Genomic DNA, 21,074 nt, shown 5'->3' with positions numbered 1-21,074 from the left:
TCCGGTCAGTTAAAAGATTTGTTCGTCGTCCGCATCCACAAACAGATTTATGGTTTTATGTAGAGAGTCGATTTTCAGGTTTAGATGAATAGCGTTACAACACGCTGGGCAATCATCATAAAACTCTTGATCGCCACCGCTTGTATCCAAAGTAATGCGAATCCTGTGTCCACAATGAGGACAGTCGATCCCTCTCTCGGTAAAGTTTTGCATGTTCTACTCCCTTTCTGAACTGCGAGCCAGCAACATGACGGTGCAAAGATAGCTGTTTCCTCAACCATTCATGTGTATTCATTGTAAGAACTCAAGAAGGTTCGCTCAGTGAAATAAGAGAAAAACTTGAGTTCCGACATAAAAAACAGATGAAATATTCCCGTCGCTAATGACTTGAGGGAATACCATTTGTTCAGTAACGTTTGATACGTAACAAATGATTTCAATAGGTTAGAAAATATACAATTAACGTGATGTTACTTCAGAATGTGGAGCGGCGGAGTTCGAAATATCCGTAAAACTGCACAAAATTGCTTGTTTAACGTACAAGATCCTCGGTACTTAATTCGTTTAGCGTTCTAAGTTTAACGTCACTAATTACCCATTGGTCTTTCTCGGCAACCTTGTGTTCAGGAACAATTACCGTTTTCATTTGTGCGGATTTTGCTGACAACAAACCAGCAAATGAATCTTCAAATGCGATGCATTCTTTTGGGTCGACGTTTAACCCTTCGGCTGCATTCAAGTACACCTCTGGATGTGGTTTCCCATATTTAAGGTGTTCGGCGGAGTAGCGTTGCTCGAACCATTGTTCAATGTCTAACGCTTTAAGCGTGGCATTAATGAGTCGCAAAGGAGAAGATGATGCTAGCGCAATTTTCAGGTTGGCGTCTTTGCATAGGTTTAGTGCATGTAATACACCGGGCATCATGGGTTTATTGATGCCAACAAGTTCAATGACTTTGTCCAAAATCAAGTCACAAACTTCATCACAGTTTGGGCCTTGCCAAGGTTGCGTTTTGTAGTAGTGCTTGATGATTTGATCGATGCGTATGCCAGTGGTGTTTATGGTGTCTTGACGCGTGATGTTTACGCCAAGGTCATGAAGGACGAGAAGTTGTGCATCTTGCCAAAATGGCTCTGAATCGACGAGTAAACCGTCCATATCGAAAATAGCAGCTTTGATCATGAAATTGCGTCCTTACATATGCAGACAAAAAAGGGGGTGCCTTTGCACCCCCGATATTTTGATTGTTTTGTTAGCAGACAGCAATTTACTTTGACTAGATAAGCTCGAGTTTATTGATCACAGTGGCGGTTTGCTCGATGTAATGTCCGCCAAAGAGGTTGCTGTGATTCAGCAGATGATAAAGGTTATAAAGATCTTTTCGTTCTTCGAAACCTTCATCTAAAGGCCATACTTCGTTGTAACCTTTATAAAAATCTTCTGGGAAGCCGCCAAATAGCTCTGTCATTGCTACGTCAACTTCACGATCCCCCCAATAACTTGCTGGGTCGTATACCATGGGGCCGTTGATTGTCATTGAAGCATTGCCTTTCCATAAATCACCGTGAACAAGGCTAGCTTTGGGTTGGTGTCCATGAAGTTTATCTTTGACGTTTTCGACAATCGTTTCGACGTCACCAAATGACATCCCTTTTTCTTCAGCAAGTTTTAACTGCCAACCAATGCGGTGGTCTGCGAAAAAAGACGCCCATTTGCGATGCCAGCTATTGCGTTGCTCACTCGCACCAATGTAATTGTCTATGTCGAAACCATATTCAAGCTGTTCACCCCACTGGTGAAGGCGCGCAAGCTCCTTACCTAGGATATAGGCGTTCTCAGCATTGAGTGGTTTCATGGGAATGTAATCAAGAACGAGTACCGCTTTTTCTTTTATAATGCCGATATAAATAACTTGAGGAACAGAGACTTCACTGCTGTTTGCAAGATGCCTCAAGCTCTCAGCTTCTGCTTCATAGATTGGCAGCGTTTCTTTCGAGTTTACTTTTACGAAAAAGCGAATATCCCCGCTGCTAATAGCATAGCATTCGTTAATATCACCACCTTCGACTGGCATTTTTTCTTCAACTTCGAACTGTTGTCCAAGTGCAAGAGAAAGTTGCACAGAGAGGGAATGCCACATAGGTATACCTCGGCAATCTGATCAGCAAAATTGGCGTTATAACAGAATAGTAGCGTAATCTGACGAATCTGAGATGTGTCATATGCCACATTCCAAGAAGGTACGTAAAATATTCTGTTAATTGTGCCGCGTTGTTTAACGGGTACGGCGTACTATTTCGTTTAAATACTGGGCAATAGCTGCGCTGGCATAAATTTGTTGTGGCTTGCCGTGAGAAGGTGACTTACCGCCTTTTCAATGTCCGGCGCAAAGTATCTGTCTTTGTCATAGAAGGGGACATGCCCCCGAAGTTCTGCTTTTACTTGTTCCAGCGTGTTGGTGGTTTTCAGTGGCGCGCGGAAGTCTAAACCCTGGCATGCTGCGAGCATTTCTACCGCCAGTATTCCTCGCGTGTTTTCTGCCATTTCAGCCAGTCTTCGCCCTGCAAATGTTGCCATTGATACGTGGTCTTCTTGGTTAGCCGAGGTCGGCAGGCTGTCTACGCTAGCTGGGTGCGCTAACGTTTTATTTTCGCTCGCCAAAGCTGCTGCCGTGACTTGAGCAATCATAAATCCACTGTTTACGCCGCCATTATCGACGAGGAATGGGGGCAATTTGCTCAGGGAGCTATCAATCAGCAATGCCATTCTGCGTTCGGACAGACTGCCAATCTCCGCAATGGCCAGAGCCAAGTTATCTGCGGCCATAGCGACAGGCTCAGCATGGAAATTACCGCCTGACAGAATGTCGTTGTCTTCATGCAGCACGATTGGGTTGTCAGAGACGGCGTTTGCTTCAACTTCAAGAACGCTAGCTGCGGCGCGAATCTGTTGGAGGCAGGCTCCCATCACTTGGGGCTGGCAGCGCAAAGAGTAAGGGTCTTGCACTTTTTCGCAGGTCTGGTGGCTATCGCCTATCTCGCTTTGCTCTTTAAGTAAATGACGGAAAGCAGCAGCTGCATCTATTTGCGCAGTGTGTCCTCGAAGTACATGGAGGCGGTCATCAAAAGGTTTGCGACTGCCCAGAGCCGCTTCAACAGAAAGTGCCCCTGTCGCAATTGCAGACGCGAACAGGTCTTCAGCGTGAAAGAGGCCTTCCAATGCGAATGCGGTAGACGCTTGCGTGCCGTTTAACAGAGCCAGTCCTTCTTTCGGACCCAGTGGGGTTGGGTCAAGTCCGGCAATCTTTAATGCCATTGCGCCAGATATCACTTCGTTTTTATGTCGAGCTAACCCTTCTCCTAACAGCAATGCGCTCATGTGTGCGAGCGGGGCGAGATCGCCAGATGCGCCGACAGAGCCTTTTTTGGGAATACAGGGGTAGACCTCTGCGTTAAGCAAGGTCACAAGCGCGTCAACAACGCTGTAGCGAATGCCGGAATAGCCACGAGCAAGACTGTTAATTTTAAGCACCATCATTAAACGGACAGTATTGTCTGTCATGAATTCGCCAATGCCTGCCGCATGAGATAGCACGATTGAACGCTGTAAAATCTCCAAATCAGAAAGTTCTATCCGCGTATTTGCTAATAACCCAAACCCGGTGTTGATACCGTAAACAACGCGTCCTTGAGAAAGTATGTCTTCCACGGTTTTAACGCTTTTGTTCATGGTGGCCTCTGTACCTGTTGCCAATGCGATCTGCACAGAGCCTTCATTGATTTGACGGAGTGTTTTGAGCGTTAACGCGCCAGGGTTGAATGTTATGTTTTGCATCTATCCACCTCACTTCTTAACAGGCATGTTGGGAAGGTCGAGTAACGGAAGGTCGAGGTTCTGCTCCTTCGCACAATTGATGGCGATGCCATAACCTGCATCAGCATGGCGCATTACACCCGTGGCGGGGTCATTGTGCAGAACGCGCGCTATTCGCTTATCCGCATCTTCTGAACCGTCACAGACAATAACAACCCCCGAATGTTGGGAGAATCCCATGCCTACGCCTCCGCCATGATGGAGCGAAACCCAAGTTGCACCTGAGGCGGTATTGAGAAGTGCGTTGAGTAGTGGCCAGTCTGATACCGCATCTGAGCCGTCCATCATGCCTTCTGTTTCTCTATTTGGGCTAGCGACAGAGCCTGAGTCGAGATGATCACGCCCAATCACGATGGGCGTTTTCAATTCGCCATTTCGGACCATTTCATTAAAGGCTAACCCTAAACGCGCTCGGTCTTTTAGCCCGACCCAACAGATACGTGCGGGTAATCCCTGAAACTGGATGCGTTCTCTGGCCATGTCTAACCAGTGGTGTAGATGGGGGTTGTCAGGAATCAGTTCTTTTACTTTTTGGTCGGTTTTGTAAATATCTTCCGGGTCGCCCGAAAGTGCAGCCCAACGGAAAGGACCAACTCCCTGACAAAATAGCGGGCGAATATAAGCGGGGACAAAACCCGGGAAATCGAACGCATTTTCCACGCCTTTTTCTAAGGCCATTTGGCGGATGTTATTTCCGTAGTCTAAGGTTGCTGCGCCTCGTGCTTGCAGCGTGAGCATGGCTTTGACCTGTTCCGCCATCGAGCATTTCGCCGCATCGACAACACCTGCCTCATCGATTTTTCGCCTTTCGGATGCTTCTTCCATTGTCCATCCTTTTGGCAAATACCCATTTAACGGGTCGTGCGCGGAGGTTTGGTCGGTCACAACGTCAGGGGTAATACCATACGTGACAATGTCACTAAAAATGTCGGCCGCGTTTCCAAGAAGCCCAATGGAGATTGGCGTATTTTGCTCCAAAGCGTGGTGAAGGAGCGCAAGGGCGTCATCTAAGTTAGTGGCTTTTTTGTCGAGATATCCGGTTCTCAGTCGGTAATCAATTCGGCTCTCGTCGCATTCAACGGCAATCATAGAAAACCCAGCCATGGTCGCTGCCAGCGGTTGTGCACCTCCCATTCCGCCTAGTCCCCCGGTCAGTACCCATCGTCCTCTAGCGTCACCACCAAAGTGCTTTTTCGCGACAGCGACGAAGGTTTCGTAGGTGCCCTGAACGATGCCTTGTGAGCCAATGTATATCCAGCTTCCTGCAGTCATTTGGCCGTACATCATCAACCCTTGGCGATCTAACTCATTAAAGTGCGCCCAAGTTGCCCAGTGAGGCACTAAATTGGAGTTCGCAATCAAGACTCTCGGGGCATCTTTATGTGTATTGAATACGCCAACGGGTTTTCCTGATTGAACGAGAAGGGTTTGGTCGTCTTCTAAGCGTGTTAGTACGTCAACGATTTTGTCGAAACATTGCCAGTTTCGAGCAGCGCGGCCGATCCCGCCATAGACAACAAGGGCATGAGGGTGTTCGGCAACATCAGGATGTAAGTTGTTCATTAGCATCCTGAGAGGGGCTTCTGTTAGCCAGGATTTCGCGGTCAGCTCTGAACCTGTAGGAGCGATTACTGTTCGGTCGAAATCCGTTCTTGGATCGGTCATGGTTATACTCCTTGTTCACTTGGCGAGGTGTTCGGCTTTTTCCATTAGCGTCCAGACCAAACGTGCCGCTATACGCGCAGTTTGGTCGTCTATGTCGAAGCGAGGGTTTAGTTCAGCGATGTCAGCGATCCTCAATTTGTGGGTTCCGTCTTCGCATCTGGCTTTCAAAATGTCTCGCACGAGCCACTCTATGGTGGGGTAGTCAACGCCGTGTGCGGCGGGAGCACTTACGCCAGGTGCCGCAGAAGCAGGAAGGACATCTAGGTCAATTGTTAGGTATATGACGTCGACTTGATTGATGAACGAGCGAAGCTTATCTCTGACTACAGTGCGGCCTTCGGTAATCATTTCAACGTCTTCGATGGCGAGAACAGACAGCGCGCTAGCTCTATTAAATAGGGCTTGTGTATTGCTGCTTCTGCTAACGCCTAAACAGGCATAGTGGAATGGCCATTGGCGGCTTTTGCAGAACTCAGCAATTTGGCTGAAAGGGGTGCCAGAGCTGCCGTGAAGGCTTTCATTGTAGGGCGTACGCAAATCAAAATGCGCATCAAAATTGATGACGCCGATCGACGGAGTGCCGCAGTTTTTCTGGATGTAGTGATTAGCCAATCCTTGAAAGGAGCCCCAGGCAACTTCATGACCGCCACCCAGAATAATGGGAGTGTGCTTTTGCCTCATTGCCTCGCTAATGGTGTCAGCGAGTTGCTTTTGTGCCTTCGCTAAATCGTGGTCATCACAACAAATATTGCCATAATCGTAAACGGGCATGTGTTCTTGCCAAGGTAGATTGGCTAATGCCTTTCGAATCTTGTCAGGACCGGCATACGCTCCCACTCGCCCTTTGTTTCTCGACACGCCTTCATCACATGCAAAGCCAATCAGCATAATACCGGGCTCTTTTGCATTATCTGCATCTTGCACAGCTTGGTGGAGTCGACGACCTGCATCGCCATCTTCTTCGTCGATTCTGCCTTCCCAAGCTTTATCAAGCGTCATTAGCAAGCTCTCCTTTTAAGTAACGGGAATGAAGCGGAGAGAGGCCAATTAAGTAACTCAGTTGAGAGGGGGCGGTCAGATCCCACACCGAAAAGTCAGCATCGAAGCCGACTTTAATTTGGCCTTTTTGCTTTAAGCCGAGCGCTTTCGCTGCATGGTTAGTGACGCCGTAAAGTGTTTCTTTTGTCGTAAGGCCAAATAATGTCGATGCCATGTTCATCATCAGTGTCAGGCTGGCAAAAGGTGACGTGCCAGGGTTGAGGTCGGTTGCAATTGCCATCGGTATACAATGCTTTCGAAGAAGGTTGACGGGAGGCTTTTGGGACTCTTTCAGGAAATAGAAAGCACCCGGGAGCAAAGTGGCGATAGTGCCATTCGCCGCAAGGGCTTCAATGCTTTTTAAATTGATGTATTCGATATGGTCTACTGACAACGCGCCCATGTTGGCAGCACATTCGCTTCCTCCCAAGTCGGATAATTGCTCGGTGTGACCTTTTATTGCTAAGCCATGGGATAGGGCTGCATCAAATACGCGCTCCATCTGTGTTCTTGAGAATCCAACGTGTTCGCAGAATACATCGACAGCATCAGCAAGGCCGAGCTCTGACACTTCTGGAATTATCTCGTTGCATATTAAATCTATGTAGTCTTCGGGAGCGTGTTTGAATTCAGCAGGGAGAGTATGGGCGGCAAGCAATGTGGTTATGATGTTTATTGGAAGCCGTTCTTGGAGAGATTTAGCGACCCGCAGCATTTTTATTTCATCTTTTAGCGTTAATCCATAGCCACTTTTTATTTCGAGAGTGGTTACGCCGTCACGTATGAGGGCCTTAGCTCTGGGTATGGCCAACGCGAGTAGCTCAGCCTCACTCGCCTGTCTGGTTGATTGCACTGTGGAGAGAATTCCGCCGCCGCTTTCAAGGATATGTTGATATGACACACCATTGAGTCGTTGCTCCACTTCTTTGGCGCGGTCGCCAGCAAAGATTAAGTGGGTGTGGCTGTCAATGAGCCCGGGAGTGAGGAGTCGATTCTCTAACGAGACAGTCTCAAACCCTTCAGTCGGTAGGTTTTTGCCAATGGCAGATATAATGCCGTTTTCAACTGCAACCATCATGTTGTGTTGAACGTCATAGCCGCTGTCTTGAGACACGCTACCTTCCGCTGTCACTAATTGGCAGTCTTTGAATATCCGTTTCATCGATCACCCCCAAAATCAAATGTCTATACAAATGTATAGACAAATAAGGTGTGAGATGCAAAAAAGTAACGCTTAATAATTAAACACAAAAGTGTAAATTATGACGGACAAAGGCCTGAAGGGCAGATATTTAAAGGTGTGCGGTAGCGCTTAGTTTGTATCTATTTCCGGGATGATAGAGTAAAGCAGTACTGACGAGTTGATCATTACTCCATGTTCTTCGGTGGAGCAATAAACAAGGTTGAGCCGTGTCTATTTGCAATAAATTGGCGATAGCGCGCGGAGGCAATATGGCTTCAACCGTATGCTCTATGGTGCTTAGTGGACAGGTTTCAACGAGATATTGATTAGGGGTTATTTGAGAAAAATCCTGCTCTTCATAGTTAGGCGCATGTTTCGGGCTAACCCATCGGCATTCTACTTGGACGGGCAGGCTATCGGCATAATGGACAATTTCACTCCAGAATACCTCACTGCCAAGCATGATACCTAGCCGCATCGCTACATCCTCAGACGCAGTGATACGCGATAAGTTGATAATTTCACTGTGGTAGGTTTGCCCGCGAGACCGAATTTCATCTGCGATGTTTCGGATATCCATAAGAGGGCTTTCCGCTTTTCGTTGGCACACAAACGTGCCAAGACGCGGCGTTCGCTCTAGCCAGCCATCATTCACGAGATCTCGAACCGCTTTATTCACCGTCATTCGGCTAACGGAAAACTGCTCACACAATTCTGCTTCTGTCGGTATGCGGGTGCCAACGGACCATTCACCCGACGAGATGTTTTGCTCGAGGAACTGCTTAATTTGCTTGAAACGAGGCGCACTAGACATGGATAGCCAACATAGTCATTTAATTGTGTATACAATTACTATGAGATAACGGAGAGGATTAATCAAGTGTTCGCAACGCTTAAAGGCGAAGAGAGGAATACCCGCAACGTACTTCGATAGAAGGCGAGGTTTACGTGAGTGGCTTGTTATGTAGCCTTATAACGCAATAGTGAGAACACCTGCTTTGTCAGAACTACTACTCGCAAGGTCTCCTAAAATAGAAGCTAGCTATGAAAAGATCAGGATTTCAAAGGAATGAAACGCGTTCCTACATCGATTCTTTGAACGGTTTAAAGGAACTTAAAATGAAACCACCCCTTATTAGCATCGTATTACCCGTTTTTTTCGTCTCGGACGTAACCGCTCTTGAAGCCGAGGTCTCTTTAGGTCCGAGGCCAGCTTTTCTTGTCGCCGACATGAATGAGAGTCCTTTAAAGGAAAAGCTTGAAACCTGCCTGAACAATAAGCCTGAGAAAAGCAATTTCTCCATCGGTCATCGTGGCGCGGCTTTGATGTTCCCAGAACACACCAAAGAGTCATACATGGCTGCAGTACAAATGGGAGCCGGGATTGTTGAGTGCGATGTCACCTTCACAAAAGATAAAGTACTGGTGTGCCGTCATTCTCAAAATGACCTACATACAACAACGGATGTGCTGGCTCATCCTGAACTAGCTAAAAAGTGCTCGGTTCCATTCACGCCCGCCAATCCACAAAAAGGCGAGAAAGCGAAGGTTGAGTGTCGGACAAGTGACTTTACACTGGCTGAATTTAAGCAGCTTAGCGGAAAAATGGACGGTGCAAATGCAATGGCAACAACGCCAGAAGCATACATGAAAGGCACACCGGATTGGCGCACAGAGTTATATGGCTCTAAAGGGACGTTGATGACACACGCTGAGAGCATTCAACTTTTTAAATCGCTGGGTGTGAAAATGACGCCCGAGCTTAAAGCTCCCAAAGTCGACATGCCATTTGATGGTTATAGCCAGCAAGACTATGCGCAAGCACTTATCGATGAATACAAAAAGGCTGGCGTAAAGGGCGATGATGTATATCTGCAATCTTTCAATATTGATGATGTGAAGTATTGGATAGACGCAGAGCCTGACTTTGGCAAACAAGCCGTGTATTTGGATTCAAGGATGTACAAGAACAAGACATGGCGTGCGTCGTTAGAAGACATGCAGGCGTTGAAGGCGTTGGGCGTTGGATTTATTGCGCCTCCGATGTTTGCACTCGTGACCTTAAATCAAGACGACCAAATTGTACCTTCGGAATATGCGACATTCGCGAAAGAGGCGGGTTTGGAAGTCATTACTTGGACATTTGAACGTTCTGGGCCGCTAAGTGGCGGCGGTGGGTGGTATTATCAATCTGTAAATAAAGCAATAAATAATGATGGTGATGCGTTCGTTTTGCTTGATGTGTTGGCGAGAAATGTCGGCGTTGTTGGAGTGTTTTCAGATTGGCCTGCTACTACAACGTTTTACGCCAACTGCATGGGTCTTAAGTGATTTAACAGTGTAAAAAAAGAGGCCTCGTTGGGACACGCCAGAGGCCTCAAGCTACAGCATTGCAACATCGAAATATCACTACGTGCAATGCTTCTATTTGGTTTACTTTTTTTCAGATTACTTATTTTCTATCTCTGATAACTTCATTGCATATTGGATATAGGTGCGTCGTTCTACGCTTGGGATCTGCCTATTAACACCCAGAAACGCGAGAATGCCATCCATAACGTCTTCAAGTGGGGACGCGTCAACACGGTCACAATCGATAAAGCGCGGCAGCATCTTTTGCATCTGTTCGAGCAAACCTTTCTCCAGTTTTATGTCCTTATCCATTTTTTCGGCTTGCGCGAGAGCTTCAGCCACTTTGTTAATCGTGTTGTTTGATAGCGACGGAGAAGACTCAGAAAGAGAGCAATGTGAAACAACGAGCTGCTCGTAGAATGCTTTGTGCGACGCGAGCGTTTTGTCTGAAAACAGGGAATTGGCCAGGACAGGCTGAGCCAAAAATAATAAGGGAATTAATATAGCTAGAATAAAGCGTGGCATGCAAACATCTCAATGTGACTAAGTGCGTATTGGTACGACTGCCATCTAACGTGGCTGTGAACGAATAATGACGATTAACAATAAAAATACCAACACTTTAGCGGCGAAGTGTGGTGTAAGTAGTTTGTAACCTCACTGGTTGATGGCATGTTAAGCAAATTCGGTGTGTACTCATCTATTTAAAATACTAATAGTCGCTATATCTCTTTCTGATAAGCCTTTTATTTACAATTTCTCTGTCTTTATCTCGGAGAAGTTGAATGAGAAGTCCTGATAAGTTTGTAAAAAGCGCACTCGCACTGTCCATTGCGACATCGACGGTGTTGGCGACGTCATCGGCGAATGCAGATGAACCCAATATTGTCACCATCATGCTAGATGACGTTGCACCGATGGATATTTCTGCATATCACCGTGGATTAGGTGCAATTAAAACGCCGAATATCGACCGAATAGCTCAGCAGGGCGTGATGGTTAGCGATTATTACGCGCAGAGCAGTTCTACGGCGGGGCGTGCAGCGTTTATAACGGGGCAATATCCTTTCCGCTCCGGGTTAACATCAGTGGGGCAGCCCGGGTCGAAACTGGGTTTAAAAAAGGAAACCCCGACGCTTGCTGAGCTATTAAAACAAAAAGGCTATGCAACGGTACATGTTGGCAAATCTCACCTTGGTGATAACAACAGTCATTTGCCGACGGTCCATGGTTTTGATGAGTATTACGGGTTTCTCTATCACCTCAATGTAATGGAAATGCCTGAGCAGCCCGAGTTTCCTAAAGACCCCAATTTTGTAGGCATTCCCCGAAACGTGATTCATTCTGTTGCTCAGGAGCAGCATGACGATACTGTTGACCCTCGATTTGGCGTGGTGGGTAAACAACAAATCACCGATAAAGGTGCGTTAGGCAAAGAACGCATGAAGGTGATTGATGAGGAGTTTTTGGATTTTGCACTTGAGTGGTTAGATGACCATGAAGCAAGGAATGATGACCAGCCTTACTTTATGTGGTTTAACCCTTCAAGAATGCACACTATCACGCATGTACGTAAGGAATACGAAGGAGCGAGCCAAACGTCGACGTATTACGATGCGCTCACTGAGTTAGATGACCAAGTTGGTGTCTTGCTGGATAAGCTGGAGCAACTCGGCGAGTTAGACAACACCATCGTTTTGTTTACGTCTGACAATGGCGTAAACACAGATCATTGGCCAGATGCGGGAGCGGCATCTTTCCGTGGACAAAAGGGCACCACGTGGGATGGCGGTTTCCGGGTGCCGATGCTTGTAAGTTGGCCCCAGACGCTTCCTAAAGGCACCTATGTGGACGGTTTAATGACCGCGGAAGATTGGCTTCCTACATTGATGGCCGCAACGGGTGAACCGAACATTAAACAAGATCTCCTTAATGGCGTTGAAATAGAAGGAACGAAACGGGTTGCACACCTTGATGGTTACAACCAATTAGACATGTTGGAAAAGGGGGCAGAGAGCAATCGGCATGCGTTTTTCTTTTACAACGAGAGAGATCTGAATGCAGTGCGTGTTGATGAATGGAAAGTGCATTTACGTACAAAAACGACGTGGACTGAGCCTGCAAAAACGTGGCCTTTTGGTGTGCTCGTCAATATCAAGGCAGACCCGTATGAACGCTCGCCAGATACGACGGGTTGGTATCACTGGATGAAGCAAAAATCGTGGGTGCTTCCCTATTTCTATCGCGAGATAAACACGTATCAGCAGTCATTGAAGAAATATCCTCCTGCACAAAAAGGGACGGGAGTGGGAATGGGTAACGACACCATCGAATAACCCCAAACGTGGATCGCGCTGCTAACGTAGCGCGATGTTTTGCCTCTTTCCTTCTTGTATTCCGGAACCGTGAACCATGCTTACATCTGTGCCTTATAGCTTGTCGATAAAACCTGTCAGCGCGACCTGCAACCTAAATTGCAGTTACTGTTATTACCTTGAAAATACAGCCGGTTGTTCGACAGCGATGGATCTCGAAATTTTAGATACAGCAATCGCAAACCATATGGCTTCCCAACCTGCAAGCGCACGCTATATCGACTTTATTTGGCATGGAGGAGAACCTTTATTAAGAGGTCGAGCCTTCTATCTTCATGCTTTTGAACAACAGAGGCGGTTAGCGGGCGGACGGCAAGTCATCAATACCTTCCAAACCAACGGTACCTTAATCAATCACCAGTGGGCGTCCTTATTTAAAGAACATGATGTGATGGTCGGAGTGAGTATTGATGGTCCCCAGTTGCTTAATGACATAGCGCGGATTGATCGGAAGGGTCGTTCTAGTTTCGAAAAAACGTTGCGCGGCATTGCGCTTTTAAACGCGCATCATGTTGAATTTAATACTTTGACTGTCATTAACAACAGAACATATCGCCATGGCGCAAAAATCTACCGTTTCTTAAAAGAGCACGGCAGTGGCTATATGCAGTTCCAACCTTGTATTGACCATGAGTTAGATAGACGCTCAGACTACGATTGGTCTTTGACCGGCAAACAATGGGGTCTGTTTCTTTGTGACGTGTTTGATGCATGGTGCGAAAAGGACGTGGGTAGCGTTTATATCCAGTTTTTTGAAAACTGTTTGATGGTATTGATGGGGCACGCCAGTCAGATGTGTCACCACAGTGAACAATGTGGTCAACAGTTGATGATGGAAGCGGATGGTCACGTTTTCAGTTGCGACCATTTTGGGTATGAAAATCATTGTTTGGGGAACGTACATGAATCGCCAATCGCTCAATTGGTATCAAGTGAACAACAACGTGCATTTGGCGAGAGCAAAAAGACCCTTCCCGACTGTTGTTCGCAATGTGACTTTCTTCCTCTGTGTCATGGCGGTTGCCCCAAGAATCGGACGGATAAGACATCAAGCGGCGAAGCCTTAAATGCGCTTTGTGATGGGTACAAGCAGTTTTTCACTTACGCATTACCCCGCTTACTAAAAATGGTGGATGCAATGCAGAATGGCTATTCCCCTAAGTATCATGTGCTTTTTTAAGATAAAGTGACCTTATGTCAGCCATTTACACGCTATTATGAGCAAAGATTACAATCTACTTCGTCTCTTGCTGGTGCTATTTGAAACCCGACAAACGGTAGCGGCAGCAAAAAAGCTAAAGATTAGCCAGCCAACAGTTAGTTTGATGTTGAAGAAGTTACGCGAACAGTTTTCCGATGAACTGTTTGTGCGCAACAAAACCATGCTGGAGCCGACACCTAAGTGCTTAGCAATCGCTGAAAAGTTACCTGCGATTTTAAATAAATTGGATCAACTCTATTTTGACGCTGACAACTGGGAAATTGAACAAATGGAAGGGGAGGCAATGGTGTTTTTCCCTCCTACATTAATGGCACCGATTGCAGCACCTCTTTTAGCGAAGCTTTCACACCGTTCTCCAAAGCTCACTGTCACCTGTCACCCTTGGGACACAAACAGTCTTTTGAGTTTAGAGCTGAATAAACAGAGTTTAGGCATTGGTTATTTGCCGATGAAAACCAACAAAAACCTTTCTCAAAAAACACTCCCTTCAGACAAGTTTATGTTGGTAACAAGAGAAGGGCACCCGATGCGTGAGTTATCACTTCAGGAGATATTGAAGTACCCCCTGTGTGTCAGTGTGATACCGGGGTATGTAGAAGCATCAAAAGTCGAAATGCTAATAAAGAAATATAAGCTGGAAAAGAACGTCAACGTGCGCTCAAGTGACATGAGCATGATGTTAGAGCTGATTCGCTTGAGTGATACCATTGGCGTGATGTCCGTAAAGAACAAAGCTAACCTTGCAGAGCAGTTCACGATGTACCCGCTTCCCGCTGAGTTTGAACAAGACACGTTTCACAGAGAGTGCGCGTTGTTTTGCCATCAGCGTGACCGAAACGCACCTTTTACTCAGTGGGTTTACCAAGAAGTGACACAGTTAATGCTTAGGGGCGTTGAAGGCGAGAGTCATCATTGAAGGTGACAGCTACCGCTGTAGCAAACGTAAAGTGTTCAATAATAAGCGCACCACATGCGAGAAACAGCGCATGCTGCGCACCTTTATTTGGTTGCGTTATTCTCTTATCTCGCTACAATCAATGGCCCGATTCGGCTGCATGCATTTTGATTTGTACCAAAAGCATGCGCCTTTTGAATCGATGAATACTCTCGAACTTAGATAACCAATTGTTATCTTAGTGAAATTTTGACAAGTGTTACTGCGTGTGTAACACCACTGTAAAGTAGGACGAAATAATGCCTGTAATTACCCTTCCTGACGGTAGTCAACGTTCTTTTGACAACCCAGTTTCAACTCTTGATGTAGCCCTAGATATCGGCCCTGGTCTTGCGAAAGCATGTATCGCTGGTCGTGTTGACGGTAAACGCGTTGATGCGTGCGATCTGATCGAACAAGATGCGAACTTGGAAATCATCACAGCGAAAGACGAAGACGGTCTTGAAATCATTCGCCACTCATGTGCTCACCTGCTAGGTCATGCGATCAAGCAACTGTTCCCTGACGTGAAAATGGCGATCGGTCCAACCATCGATAGTGGTTTCTACTACGACGTTGATTTAGACCGTTCTATTACGCAAGAAGATCTGGATGCGATTGAAAAGCGCATGAAAGACCTTGCTAAGACCAAATACCAGGTCATTAAGAAGAACGTAAGCTGGCAAGAAGCGCGTGACACATTTGAGTCACGTGGTGAAACTTACAAGATTGAAATCTTGGATGAGAACGTATCTCGCGATGATCGTCCAGGTTTGTACCATCACGAAGAATACATCGACATGTGTCGTGGTCCTCACGTACCAAACATGAGCTTCTGTCAGAATTTTAAAATTCTGAACGTAGCAGGTGCATACTGGCGTGGTAACAGCGATAACAAGATGCTGCAACGCATCTACGGCACAGCGTTCTACGACAAGAAAGAGCTGAAAGCTCACCTTGTTCGTTTAGAAGAAGCTGCGAAGCGTGACCACCGTAAACTGGGTAAGCAACTTGATCTGTACCACATGCAGCAAGAAGCACCGGGTATGGTGTTCTGGCACCACAACGGCTGGACTGTGTTCCGTGAACTAGAAGTGTTTATCCGTTCTAAGCTGAACGAATATGACTACCAAGAAGTAAAAGGTCCGTTGATTATGGACCGCGTACTGTGGGAACGCTCTGGTCACTGGGAAAAATACGCAGATTACATGTTCACGACCCAATCAGAGAGCCGTGAATATGCACTGAAGCCGATGAACTGTCCTGGTCACGTTCAGATCTTTAACCAAGGCCTGAAGTCATACCGCGACCTGCCATTGCGTATGGCAGAGTTTGGTAGCTGTCACCGTAACGAGCCATCAGGTGCATTGCACGGTCTGATGCGTGTTCGTGGCTTTACTCAGGATGATGCACACATCTTCTGTACCCCAGAACAGGTTCAGAAAGAAGTAACATCATGTATTGAGATGGTTTACGACACATACAAAACCTTTGGTTTTGATGAGATTGTTGTAAAACTGTCTACACGCCCAGAAATGCGTGTAGGTTCTGATGAAATGTGGGATCGCGCAGAGAAAGCACTGGCCGAAGCTCTGGATTCAATGAACATCAAGTTCGAGATTCTGGAAGGCGAGGGTGCATTCTACGGTCCTAAGATTGAATTTACATTACATGATTGTTTGGATCGTGCGTGGCAGTGTGGTACTGTTCAGCTCGATTTCGCTCTACCTGAACGTCTTGGCGCAACTTATGTTGGCGAAGACAACGAGCGTCATACACCAGTAATGATTCACCGTGCAATTCTAGGTTCACTAGAACGCTTCATCGGTATTTTGATTGAAGAATATGCTGGTCATTTCCCAACCTGGTTGGCTCCGCAACAAGCGGTTGTGATGAATATCACCGACAATCAGGCGGAATATGTTCAGGAAGTAGCGAAAAAACTGCAAAAAGCAGGATTTAGAGCGTCAGCGGACTTGAGAAACGAGAAGATTGGCTTTAAAATCCGCGAACATACTTTGAAGCGCGTACCGTATATGCTTGTTTGTGGCGACCAAGAAATGGAAGCTGGTGAAATTGCAGTACGTACTCGCAAAGGTAAAGATTTGGGTAAATTCAAGATTGAAGATTTCGTTTCTCTGCTCGAGAAAGAAGTTCGTACCCGAACGCTCAATATTTTGGAGGAATAAGGTATTAAAGGCGCAAGAAAAGCCCCGGTTAAACAAAATGCTCATCGTTTGAACGACGAAATTCGCGGTATCAGTGAAGTTCGTTTGACTGGTCTTGACGGTGAGGCTATTGGCATTGTTTCAATCCAAGAAGCTCTAAAAACCGCTGAAGATGCGGGAGTAGATTTGGTCGAAATCAGCCCTAATGCCGAGCCGCCAGTTTGTCGAGTTATGGACTACGGCAAATTCCTCTATGAAAAGAGCAAGGCTACGAAAGAGCAGAAGAAAAAACAAAAGGTTATTCAGGTTAAGGAAATCAAATTCCGTCCTGGTACCGATATTGGCGACTATCAGGTAAAACTACGCAACCTGATTCGCTTTATTGAAGAGGGTAACAAGGTCAAGGTCACTATCCGTTTCCGCGGGCGCGAAATGGCGCACCAGGATATCGGTGTTGACGTTTTGAATCGTTTGAAGGAAGACACTGCTGAACTTTGTTTGGTAGAAAGCTTCCCGACTCGAATCGAAGGTCGTCAAATGATCATGGTTCTTGCCCCTAAAAAGAAGTAATTTCGGCATACAAGTAACCTAGAGGCTTAGCACTGTCTCATTGGGGCAGGGCTAGGTCTCTTTGTTCGCCAAATTACACTGTTATTAATGCATACAATGCGGAGTTATTCATCATGCCTAAGATGAAAGCAAACAAAGGTGCTGCTAAGCGTTTCAAGAAAACTGCTGGTGGTTTCAAGTTTAAGCGTGCTACTAAGCGTCACATCCTGACTAAGCGTTCTACTAAGAACAAACGTCAACTGCGTCCAAACTCACTTCTGCCTAAGTGCGAAGTGGCTGCAGTTGCTCGTATGCTTCCATACGCATAATTATTCTTAGTATTTTTAACAAATTAGTTTAGGAGAGACATAATGCCTCGCGTAAAACGTGGTGTACAAGCTCGTGCACGTCATAAGAAAGTTCTAAAACAAGCTAAAGGTTACTACGGTGCACGTTCACGTGTTTACCGCGTAGCTTTCCAAGCAGTTACTAAAGCTGGTCAATACGCTTACCGTGACCGTCGTCAGAAAAAACGTCAATTCCGTCAACTGTGGATTGCACGTATCAATGCTGCGGCTCGTCAAAATGGTATGTCTTACAGCCGTTTCATCAACGGTCTGAAAAAAGCGTCTATCGAAATCGATCGTAAGATCCTGGCTGATATCGCAGTATTCGACAAAGCAACATTTGCTGTACTTGTTGAGAAAGCGAAAGCTGCTCTGTAATTAATTACAGATTAGAATTTGCAAGGAAAGGGGAGCTTCGGCTCCCCTTTTTTTATACTAATTTTCAGGGGTATCAGTGCAAACTGACACTTCTTCCCACGGCGAGTTTTCATACAGTGCCGGAATTTGCTGGGTCGTCCACCACTTAGCTATGTAGTTTTTACCCTGATGAATGACCGTATCCCCTTTTGTATAGGTTTTATATACGTTCCATTCTTCAATAGGGCATAACGTCAACGGCTCTGGAGATATCATCCAGTCAATCAATTCGAGATGGCTTACAAACCTGACGTCTGGCTTAGACAACGCGTATTCAATAAAGCGTTTTAGCGCACGTCGGCGTGTTTCTACCGTGGAGCCGGGCATACCAAAATGCTCTTGTCCATTTACGTAACCATAAAACGCCGAATGTAAACCCAATGCCAATGGGGCTTTGTTGCCTTTCCTACGTAAATCCAGGTTGTATGCATAGATAGCAAATACATCATCACCACTTAAGCCTGCTGCTCCCCAAGCGGGCTCTGCGTAGAGGTTCCAATCGAAGTTATCGCCTTTACCTGATGCATGATCGAACCAAGGGACATTCTGAGCAATCTTGTCGCGCAGTGAATACGCAATGCCATAATTGGCCATCTCTTCATCAGGCGGCACGATAAGTGTGTGAACCGGGATTTCCCAAAGTCCAGGATAAGCGGAAATTGCAGGTTTCCATCCCTCATTGGCGGCAATATCGTGTTCTGGACTGCCATGGTCTAGCGTGTAAGGCCAGAAGTTGTTTGTTCCGTCATGAGAAGGGGTTGTCCCGGCAGGAAAACTCGCGTCATAACGTATTCCGCTTTTCACCAGTGCTTGCAACGTGTCATCGTCATACGTTAAAAACGGCGCACGAAAGCCACTGATATTACTGATACCAATACCTCCGTCATCCTCGGATGCACTGAGTAATGCATTACATTTCGTGACTTCCTCTTCCCATTGTTCGGCCGTCATCCAGCTTTCTAAGGGGTTCCAGTTTACCTTGTCATCAGGGTGCGTTTCGGTGTGGTTGCTTATGTCATGGCCATTTACGGCGGCTTGTCGCCATAGTGTCAGTATTTCGGGATTCTCTCTCGATAAACCGCAGAGCATGAAAAAAGACGCCGAAAGTGCTTCATTGGCAAATTTGTCGTTACCTTTTGGGTTTTGATACTGCGCAAGCGTCTCCAATACCCAGCGCATGCCATCTGCGTCGTTATTATCGTCAAAGCCAAGGCTGACAAACATGGGTGTTTCAATCGTATCCAAGGGGGACGTTTGGAGTGGGGGGCGAGACATGTTGTCAGCGAGAGCAGGGGAAGAGAGGAGTAGCGGAATTATGCTCATGGTTTTTCTAAGTTCTCTGTTCGTTAGGCATCCGAATTGCCAATCAAATATTCTCATTTTTATACCCTGAGTTATGTTGTTTGTGATAAATGCGTGCACTGGCACGCCTTTATCACAGTAGACACGCGTGACTAGTAAACCATGCATGCACATTTGTGCATTTTTTGAAATTAGATCGGCTGCAAATCGTGCGATGAAAATTTCAGTGTTCTGACTTCAGCTATTGGCTAATCCTCTCATTTCTCAGGATGATCATGCTGGAAAGAAAGGGATTGGTTTGAAGAAAAAATGGTTCGGAAGGCTTTGAATCATCCAAAACTTCGACATCGACAAATATGTGCATAAAAAATGGTGAGGAATTAGGCATGACGGGCACTTAGGTGATTTTTCAGTTTGGCTTTACGCCTCGCTTTATTTACTATGTACCGTTACGTCTTTATGCCAATTTTTGTGATGTGTTTTGTTCAGGCTACCTCGTAGCAAAGTGAATAGAATGTGTGACGAGAAAGGATAGATACCCAAACAACCTCAAGATGTAGTGTGATTGTTACCTGCATCTTTAGGTAGTTTGGGTATATTAATTTACTCCCGTAGGACACTGCCCAAATGGGTAGATGAGGAAACGATGCAACAACTAGAAGAGATTCTATCCAACGCAACGTCAGCCATCGAAGCAGCTGACTCTGTTGCGACATTGGATGAGGTACGAGTTAAGTACCTGGGTAAGAAAGGTGAGCTGACGCTTCAACTTCAGCAACTGGGCAAACTTCCACCGGAAGAGCGTCGTGAAGCTGGTGCGAGCATCAACAAAGCGAAGCAAGCAGTTCAACAAGCGTTGGCAGAGCGTAAAAACGCACTGGAAAGCGCAGAGCTGGAAGCGAAGCTGTCTGCAGAAACCATTGATGTGACCCTACCTGGCCGTCGCATTGAGAACGGTGGTATTCACCCAGTAACGCGTACCATCGAGCGCATTGAAACCTTCTTTGGTGAGCTTGGTTTTGAAGTGAAGACGGGTCCAGAAATCGAAGATGCATTCCATAACTTCGATGCACTGAATATCGCGGAAGATCACCCAGCGCGTACGGATCACGATACCTTCTTCTTCAACCCTGATTTGATGCTGCGTACGCACACCTCTGGTGTTCAGATCCGCACCATGGAACAAAATCAGCCACCACTGCGCTTTATCGCACCTGGCCGTGTTTACCGTAACGATTACGACCAAACGCATACCCCAATGTTCCATCAGGTTGAAGGCATGCTGGTTGACGAGAACGTTAACTTCGCACAGCTGAAAGGCATTCTGCACGACTTCCTGTGTAACTTCTTCGAAGAAGATCTGGAAGTGCGTTTCCGTCCTTCTTACTTCCCGTTCACTGAGCCTTCAGCGGAAGTTGACGTTCGTCGTAAAGACGGCAAATGGCTGGAAATCCTGGGCTGCGGTATGGTTCACCCGAACGTACTGCGCGCTGTAGGCATCGACCCTGAGAAATACTCTGGTTTCGCCTTCGGTATGGGTGTTGAACGTCTGACCATGTTGCGTTATGGCGTGAACGACCTGCGTGCGTTCTTCGAGAACGATCTGCGTTTCCTGAAACAATTCAAGTAAGCATTGGGGTAATTGATA

At 46.4% G+C, this 21,074-nt stretch carries 19 protein-coding genes; 9 read left to right on the top strand and 10 right to left on the bottom strand.

Translation table 11 applies throughout. The features are described 5' to 3' along the window. Nucleotides 1-9: 9 nt before the first annotated feature. From LRP49_RS06290 to hutC, 8 genes are all read right to left on the bottom strand, one after another. The gene (locus tag LRP49_RS06290; RefSeq protein ID WP_067418948.1) at nt 10-213 is read right to left on the bottom strand and encodes a CPXCG motif-containing cysteine-rich protein; all 204 of its coding nucleotides are present in this window, start codon (nt 211-213) and stop codon (nt 10-12) included. Between the two features lie 319 nt (nt 214-532). Beyond that, nucleotides 533-1,183 carry a hexitol phosphatase HxpB gene (gene hxpB, locus LRP49_RS06285; protein ID WP_274140991.1) on the bottom strand — a complete coding sequence of 217 codons (651 nt, stop codon included), beginning with the start codon at nt 1,181-1,183 and terminating at the stop codon, nt 533-535. Nucleotides 1,184-1,277: 94 nt separating this feature from the next. Further along, entirely contained in the window at nt 1,278-2,141 is an 864-nt protein-coding gene (locus LRP49_RS06280) for a fructosamine kinase family protein (protein WP_274140989.1), read from the bottom strand. Nucleotides 2,142-2,302: 161 nt separating this feature from the next. Next, on the bottom strand, nt 2,303-3,835 hold the full coding sequence (gene hutH, locus LRP49_RS06275) for a histidine ammonia-lyase (RefSeq protein ID WP_274140987.1): 1,533 nt from the start codon (nt 3,833-3,835) through the stop codon (nt 2,303-2,305). A gap of 9 nt (nt 3,836-3,844) precedes the next feature. Further along, nucleotides 3,845-5,539 (bottom strand): urocanate hydratase, encoded by a 1,695-nt coding sequence (gene hutU / locus LRP49_RS06270; protein WP_274140986.1) that lies wholly within the window; start codon nt 5,537-5,539, stop codon nt 3,845-3,847. A 15-nt stretch (nt 5,540-5,554) separates the two neighbouring features. Beyond that, nucleotides 5,555-6,538, bottom strand: coding sequence for a formimidoylglutamase (gene hutG, locus LRP49_RS06265; protein WP_274140984.1), 984 nt, complete (start codon nt 6,536-6,538; stop codon nt 5,555-5,557). Further along, nucleotides 6,528-7,739: an imidazolonepropionase gene (gene hutI, locus LRP49_RS06260; RefSeq protein WP_274140983.1), complete on the bottom strand. Its 1,212-nt coding sequence runs from the start codon at nt 7,737-7,739 to the stop codon at nt 6,528-6,530. The genes hutG and hutI overlap by 11 nt, the downstream gene beginning before the upstream one ends. Nucleotides 7,740-7,869: 130 nt before the next feature. Next, complete coding sequence (gene hutC / locus LRP49_RS06255) at nt 7,870-8,574, bottom strand: histidine utilization repressor (RefSeq protein ID WP_274140982.1); 705 nt, start codon at nt 8,572-8,574, stop codon at nt 7,870-7,872. Between the two features lie 305 nt (nt 8,575-8,879). Here hutC and LRP49_RS06250 point away from each other — a divergent pair, with 305 nt between their 5' ends. Beyond that, nucleotides 8,880-10,091 (top strand): glycerophosphodiester phosphodiesterase family protein, encoded by a 1,212-nt coding sequence (locus tag LRP49_RS06250; RefSeq protein ID WP_274140980.1) that lies wholly within the window; start codon nt 8,880-8,882, stop codon nt 10,089-10,091. 117 nt (nt 10,092-10,208) lie between these two features. Here LRP49_RS06250 and LRP49_RS06245 read toward each other — a convergent pair whose 3' ends face one another. Then, the gene (locus LRP49_RS06245; protein WP_274140979.1) at nt 10,209-10,637 is read right to left on the bottom strand and encodes a hypothetical protein; all 429 of its coding nucleotides are present in this window, start codon (nt 10,635-10,637) and stop codon (nt 10,209-10,211) included. 260 nt (nt 10,638-10,897) lie between these two features. On the opposite strand from LRP49_RS06245, the gene LRP49_RS06240 reads away from it, so the two are divergent. The 7 genes from LRP49_RS06240 (at nt 10,898) to rplT (ending at nt 18,085) form a co-directional block, all read left to right on the top strand. Next, a complete protein-coding gene (locus LRP49_RS06240; RefSeq protein ID WP_274140978.1) occupies nt 10,898-12,448 on the top strand; it encodes a sulfatase-like hydrolase/transferase in 1,551 nt (516 codons plus the stop codon). A gap of 76 nt (nt 12,449-12,524) precedes the next feature. Continuing rightward, a complete protein-coding gene (locus LRP49_RS06235; RefSeq protein ID WP_274140977.1) occupies nt 12,525-13,667 on the top strand; it encodes an anaerobic sulfatase maturase in 1,143 nt (380 codons plus the stop codon). 37 nt (nt 13,668-13,704) lie between these two features. After that, nucleotides 13,705-14,625: a LysR family transcriptional regulator gene (locus tag LRP49_RS06230; protein ID WP_274140976.1), complete on the top strand. Its 921-nt coding sequence runs from the start codon at nt 13,705-13,707 to the stop codon at nt 14,623-14,625. A gap of 278 nt (nt 14,626-14,903) precedes the next feature. Continuing rightward, the gene (thrS, locus tag LRP49_RS06225; protein ID WP_274140974.1) at nt 14,904-16,832 is read left to right on the top strand and encodes a threonine--tRNA ligase; all 1,929 of its coding nucleotides are present in this window, start codon (nt 14,904-14,906) and stop codon (nt 16,830-16,832) included. A gap of 3 nt (nt 16,833-16,835) precedes the next feature. Further along, nucleotides 16,836-17,381 carry a translation initiation factor IF-3 gene (infC, locus tag LRP49_RS06220; RefSeq protein ID WP_274141198.1) on the top strand — a complete coding sequence of 182 codons (546 nt, stop codon included), beginning with the start codon at nt 16,836-16,838 and terminating at the stop codon, nt 17,379-17,381. Between the two features lie 113 nt (nt 17,382-17,494). After that, nucleotides 17,495-17,689, top strand: a complete 195-nt coding sequence (rpmI, locus tag LRP49_RS06215) for a 50S ribosomal protein L35 (protein ID WP_067418980.1) — start codon at nt 17,495-17,497, stop codon at nt 17,687-17,689. A gap of 42 nt (nt 17,690-17,731) precedes the next feature. After that, the gene (gene rplT / locus LRP49_RS06210; RefSeq protein ID WP_067418982.1) at nt 17,732-18,085 is read left to right on the top strand and encodes a 50S ribosomal protein L20; all 354 of its coding nucleotides are present in this window, start codon (nt 17,732-17,734) and stop codon (nt 18,083-18,085) included. A 57-nt stretch (nt 18,086-18,142) separates the two neighbouring features. Here the strand turns inward: rplT and LRP49_RS06205 are convergent, their stop codons facing one another. Then, entirely contained in the window at nt 18,143-19,447 is a 1,305-nt protein-coding gene (locus LRP49_RS06205) for a polysaccharide deacetylase family protein (RefSeq protein WP_274140973.1), read from the bottom strand. Between the two features lie 625 nt (nt 19,448-20,072). Between LRP49_RS06205 and pheS the strand changes: the two genes are divergently transcribed. Next, on the top strand, nt 20,073-21,056 hold the full coding sequence (gene pheS / locus LRP49_RS06200) for a phenylalanine--tRNA ligase subunit alpha (RefSeq protein WP_274140971.1): 984 nt from the start codon (nt 20,073-20,075) through the stop codon (nt 21,054-21,056). Nucleotides 21,057-21,074: the final 18 nt, after the last annotated feature.

This window comes from Enterovibrio qingdaonensis (assembly GCF_028683135.1).
In the GTDB taxonomy this organism is placed as follows: domain Bacteria; phylum Pseudomonadota; class Gammaproteobacteria; order Enterobacterales; family Vibrionaceae; genus Enterovibrio; species Enterovibrio qingdaonensis.
Note: the sequence above shows the minus strand (reverse complement) of the source record. Positions and strands in the feature narration are given on the sequence as shown.

Bases quoted from the DNA above. Each gene is read 5' to 3' on its own strand.
- LRP49_RS06250 (WP_274140980.1), top strand. From the start codon at position 8,880: ATGAAACCACCCCTTATTAGCATCGTATTACCCGTTTTTTTCGTCTCG.
- LRP49_RS06280 (WP_274140989.1), bottom strand. From the start codon at position 2,141: ATGTGGCATTCCCTCTCTGTGCAACTTTCTCTTGCACTTGGACAACAG.
- LRP49_RS06235 (WP_274140977.1), top strand. From the start codon at position 12,525: ATGCTTACATCTGTGCCTTATAGCTTGTCGATAAAACCTGTCAGCGCG.
- LRP49_RS06240 (WP_274140978.1), top strand. From the start codon at position 10,898: ATGAGAAGTCCTGATAAGTTTGTAAAAAGCGCACTCGCACTGTCCATT.
- hxpB (WP_274140991.1), bottom strand. From the start codon at position 1,183: ATGATCAAAGCTGCTATTTTCGATATGGACGGTTTACTCGTCGATTCA.
- LRP49_RS06205 (WP_274140973.1), bottom strand. From the start codon at position 19,447: ATGAGCATAATTCCGCTACTCCTCTCTTCCCCTGCTCTCGCTGACAAC.
- hutC (WP_274140982.1), bottom strand. From the start codon at position 8,574: ATGTCTAGTGCGCCTCGTTTCAAGCAAATTAAGCAGTTCCTCGAGCAA.
- hutH (WP_274140987.1), bottom strand. From the start codon at position 3,835: ATGCAAAACATAACATTCAACCCTGGCGCGTTAACGCTCAAAACACTC.
- rpmI (WP_067418980.1), top strand. From the start codon at position 17,495: ATGCCTAAGATGAAAGCAAACAAAGGTGCTGCTAAGCGTTTCAAGAAA.
- LRP49_RS06290 (WP_067418948.1), bottom strand. From the start codon at position 213: ATGCAAAACTTTACCGAGAGAGGGATCGACTGTCCTCATTGTGGACAC.
- rplT (WP_067418982.1), top strand. From the start codon at position 17,732: ATGCCTCGCGTAAAACGTGGTGTACAAGCTCGTGCACGTCATAAGAAA.
- LRP49_RS06230 (WP_274140976.1), top strand. From the start codon at position 13,705: ATGAGCAAAGATTACAATCTACTTCGTCTCTTGCTGGTGCTATTTGAA.
- thrS (WP_274140974.1), top strand. From the start codon at position 14,904: ATGCCTGTAATTACCCTTCCTGACGGTAGTCAACGTTCTTTTGACAAC.
- pheS (WP_274140971.1), top strand. From the start codon at position 20,073: ATGCAACAACTAGAAGAGATTCTATCCAACGCAACGTCAGCCATCGAA.
- hutI (WP_274140983.1), bottom strand. From the start codon at position 7,739: ATGAAACGGATATTCAAAGACTGCCAATTAGTGACAGCGGAAGGTAGC.
- hutG (WP_274140984.1), bottom strand. From the start codon at position 6,538: ATGACGCTTGATAAAGCTTGGGAAGGCAGAATCGACGAAGAAGATGGC.
- hutU (WP_274140986.1), bottom strand. From the start codon at position 5,539: ATGACCGATCCAAGAACGGATTTCGACCGAACAGTAATCGCTCCTACA.
- LRP49_RS06245 (WP_274140979.1), bottom strand. From the start codon at position 10,637: ATGCCACGCTTTATTCTAGCTATATTAATTCCCTTATTATTTTTGGCT.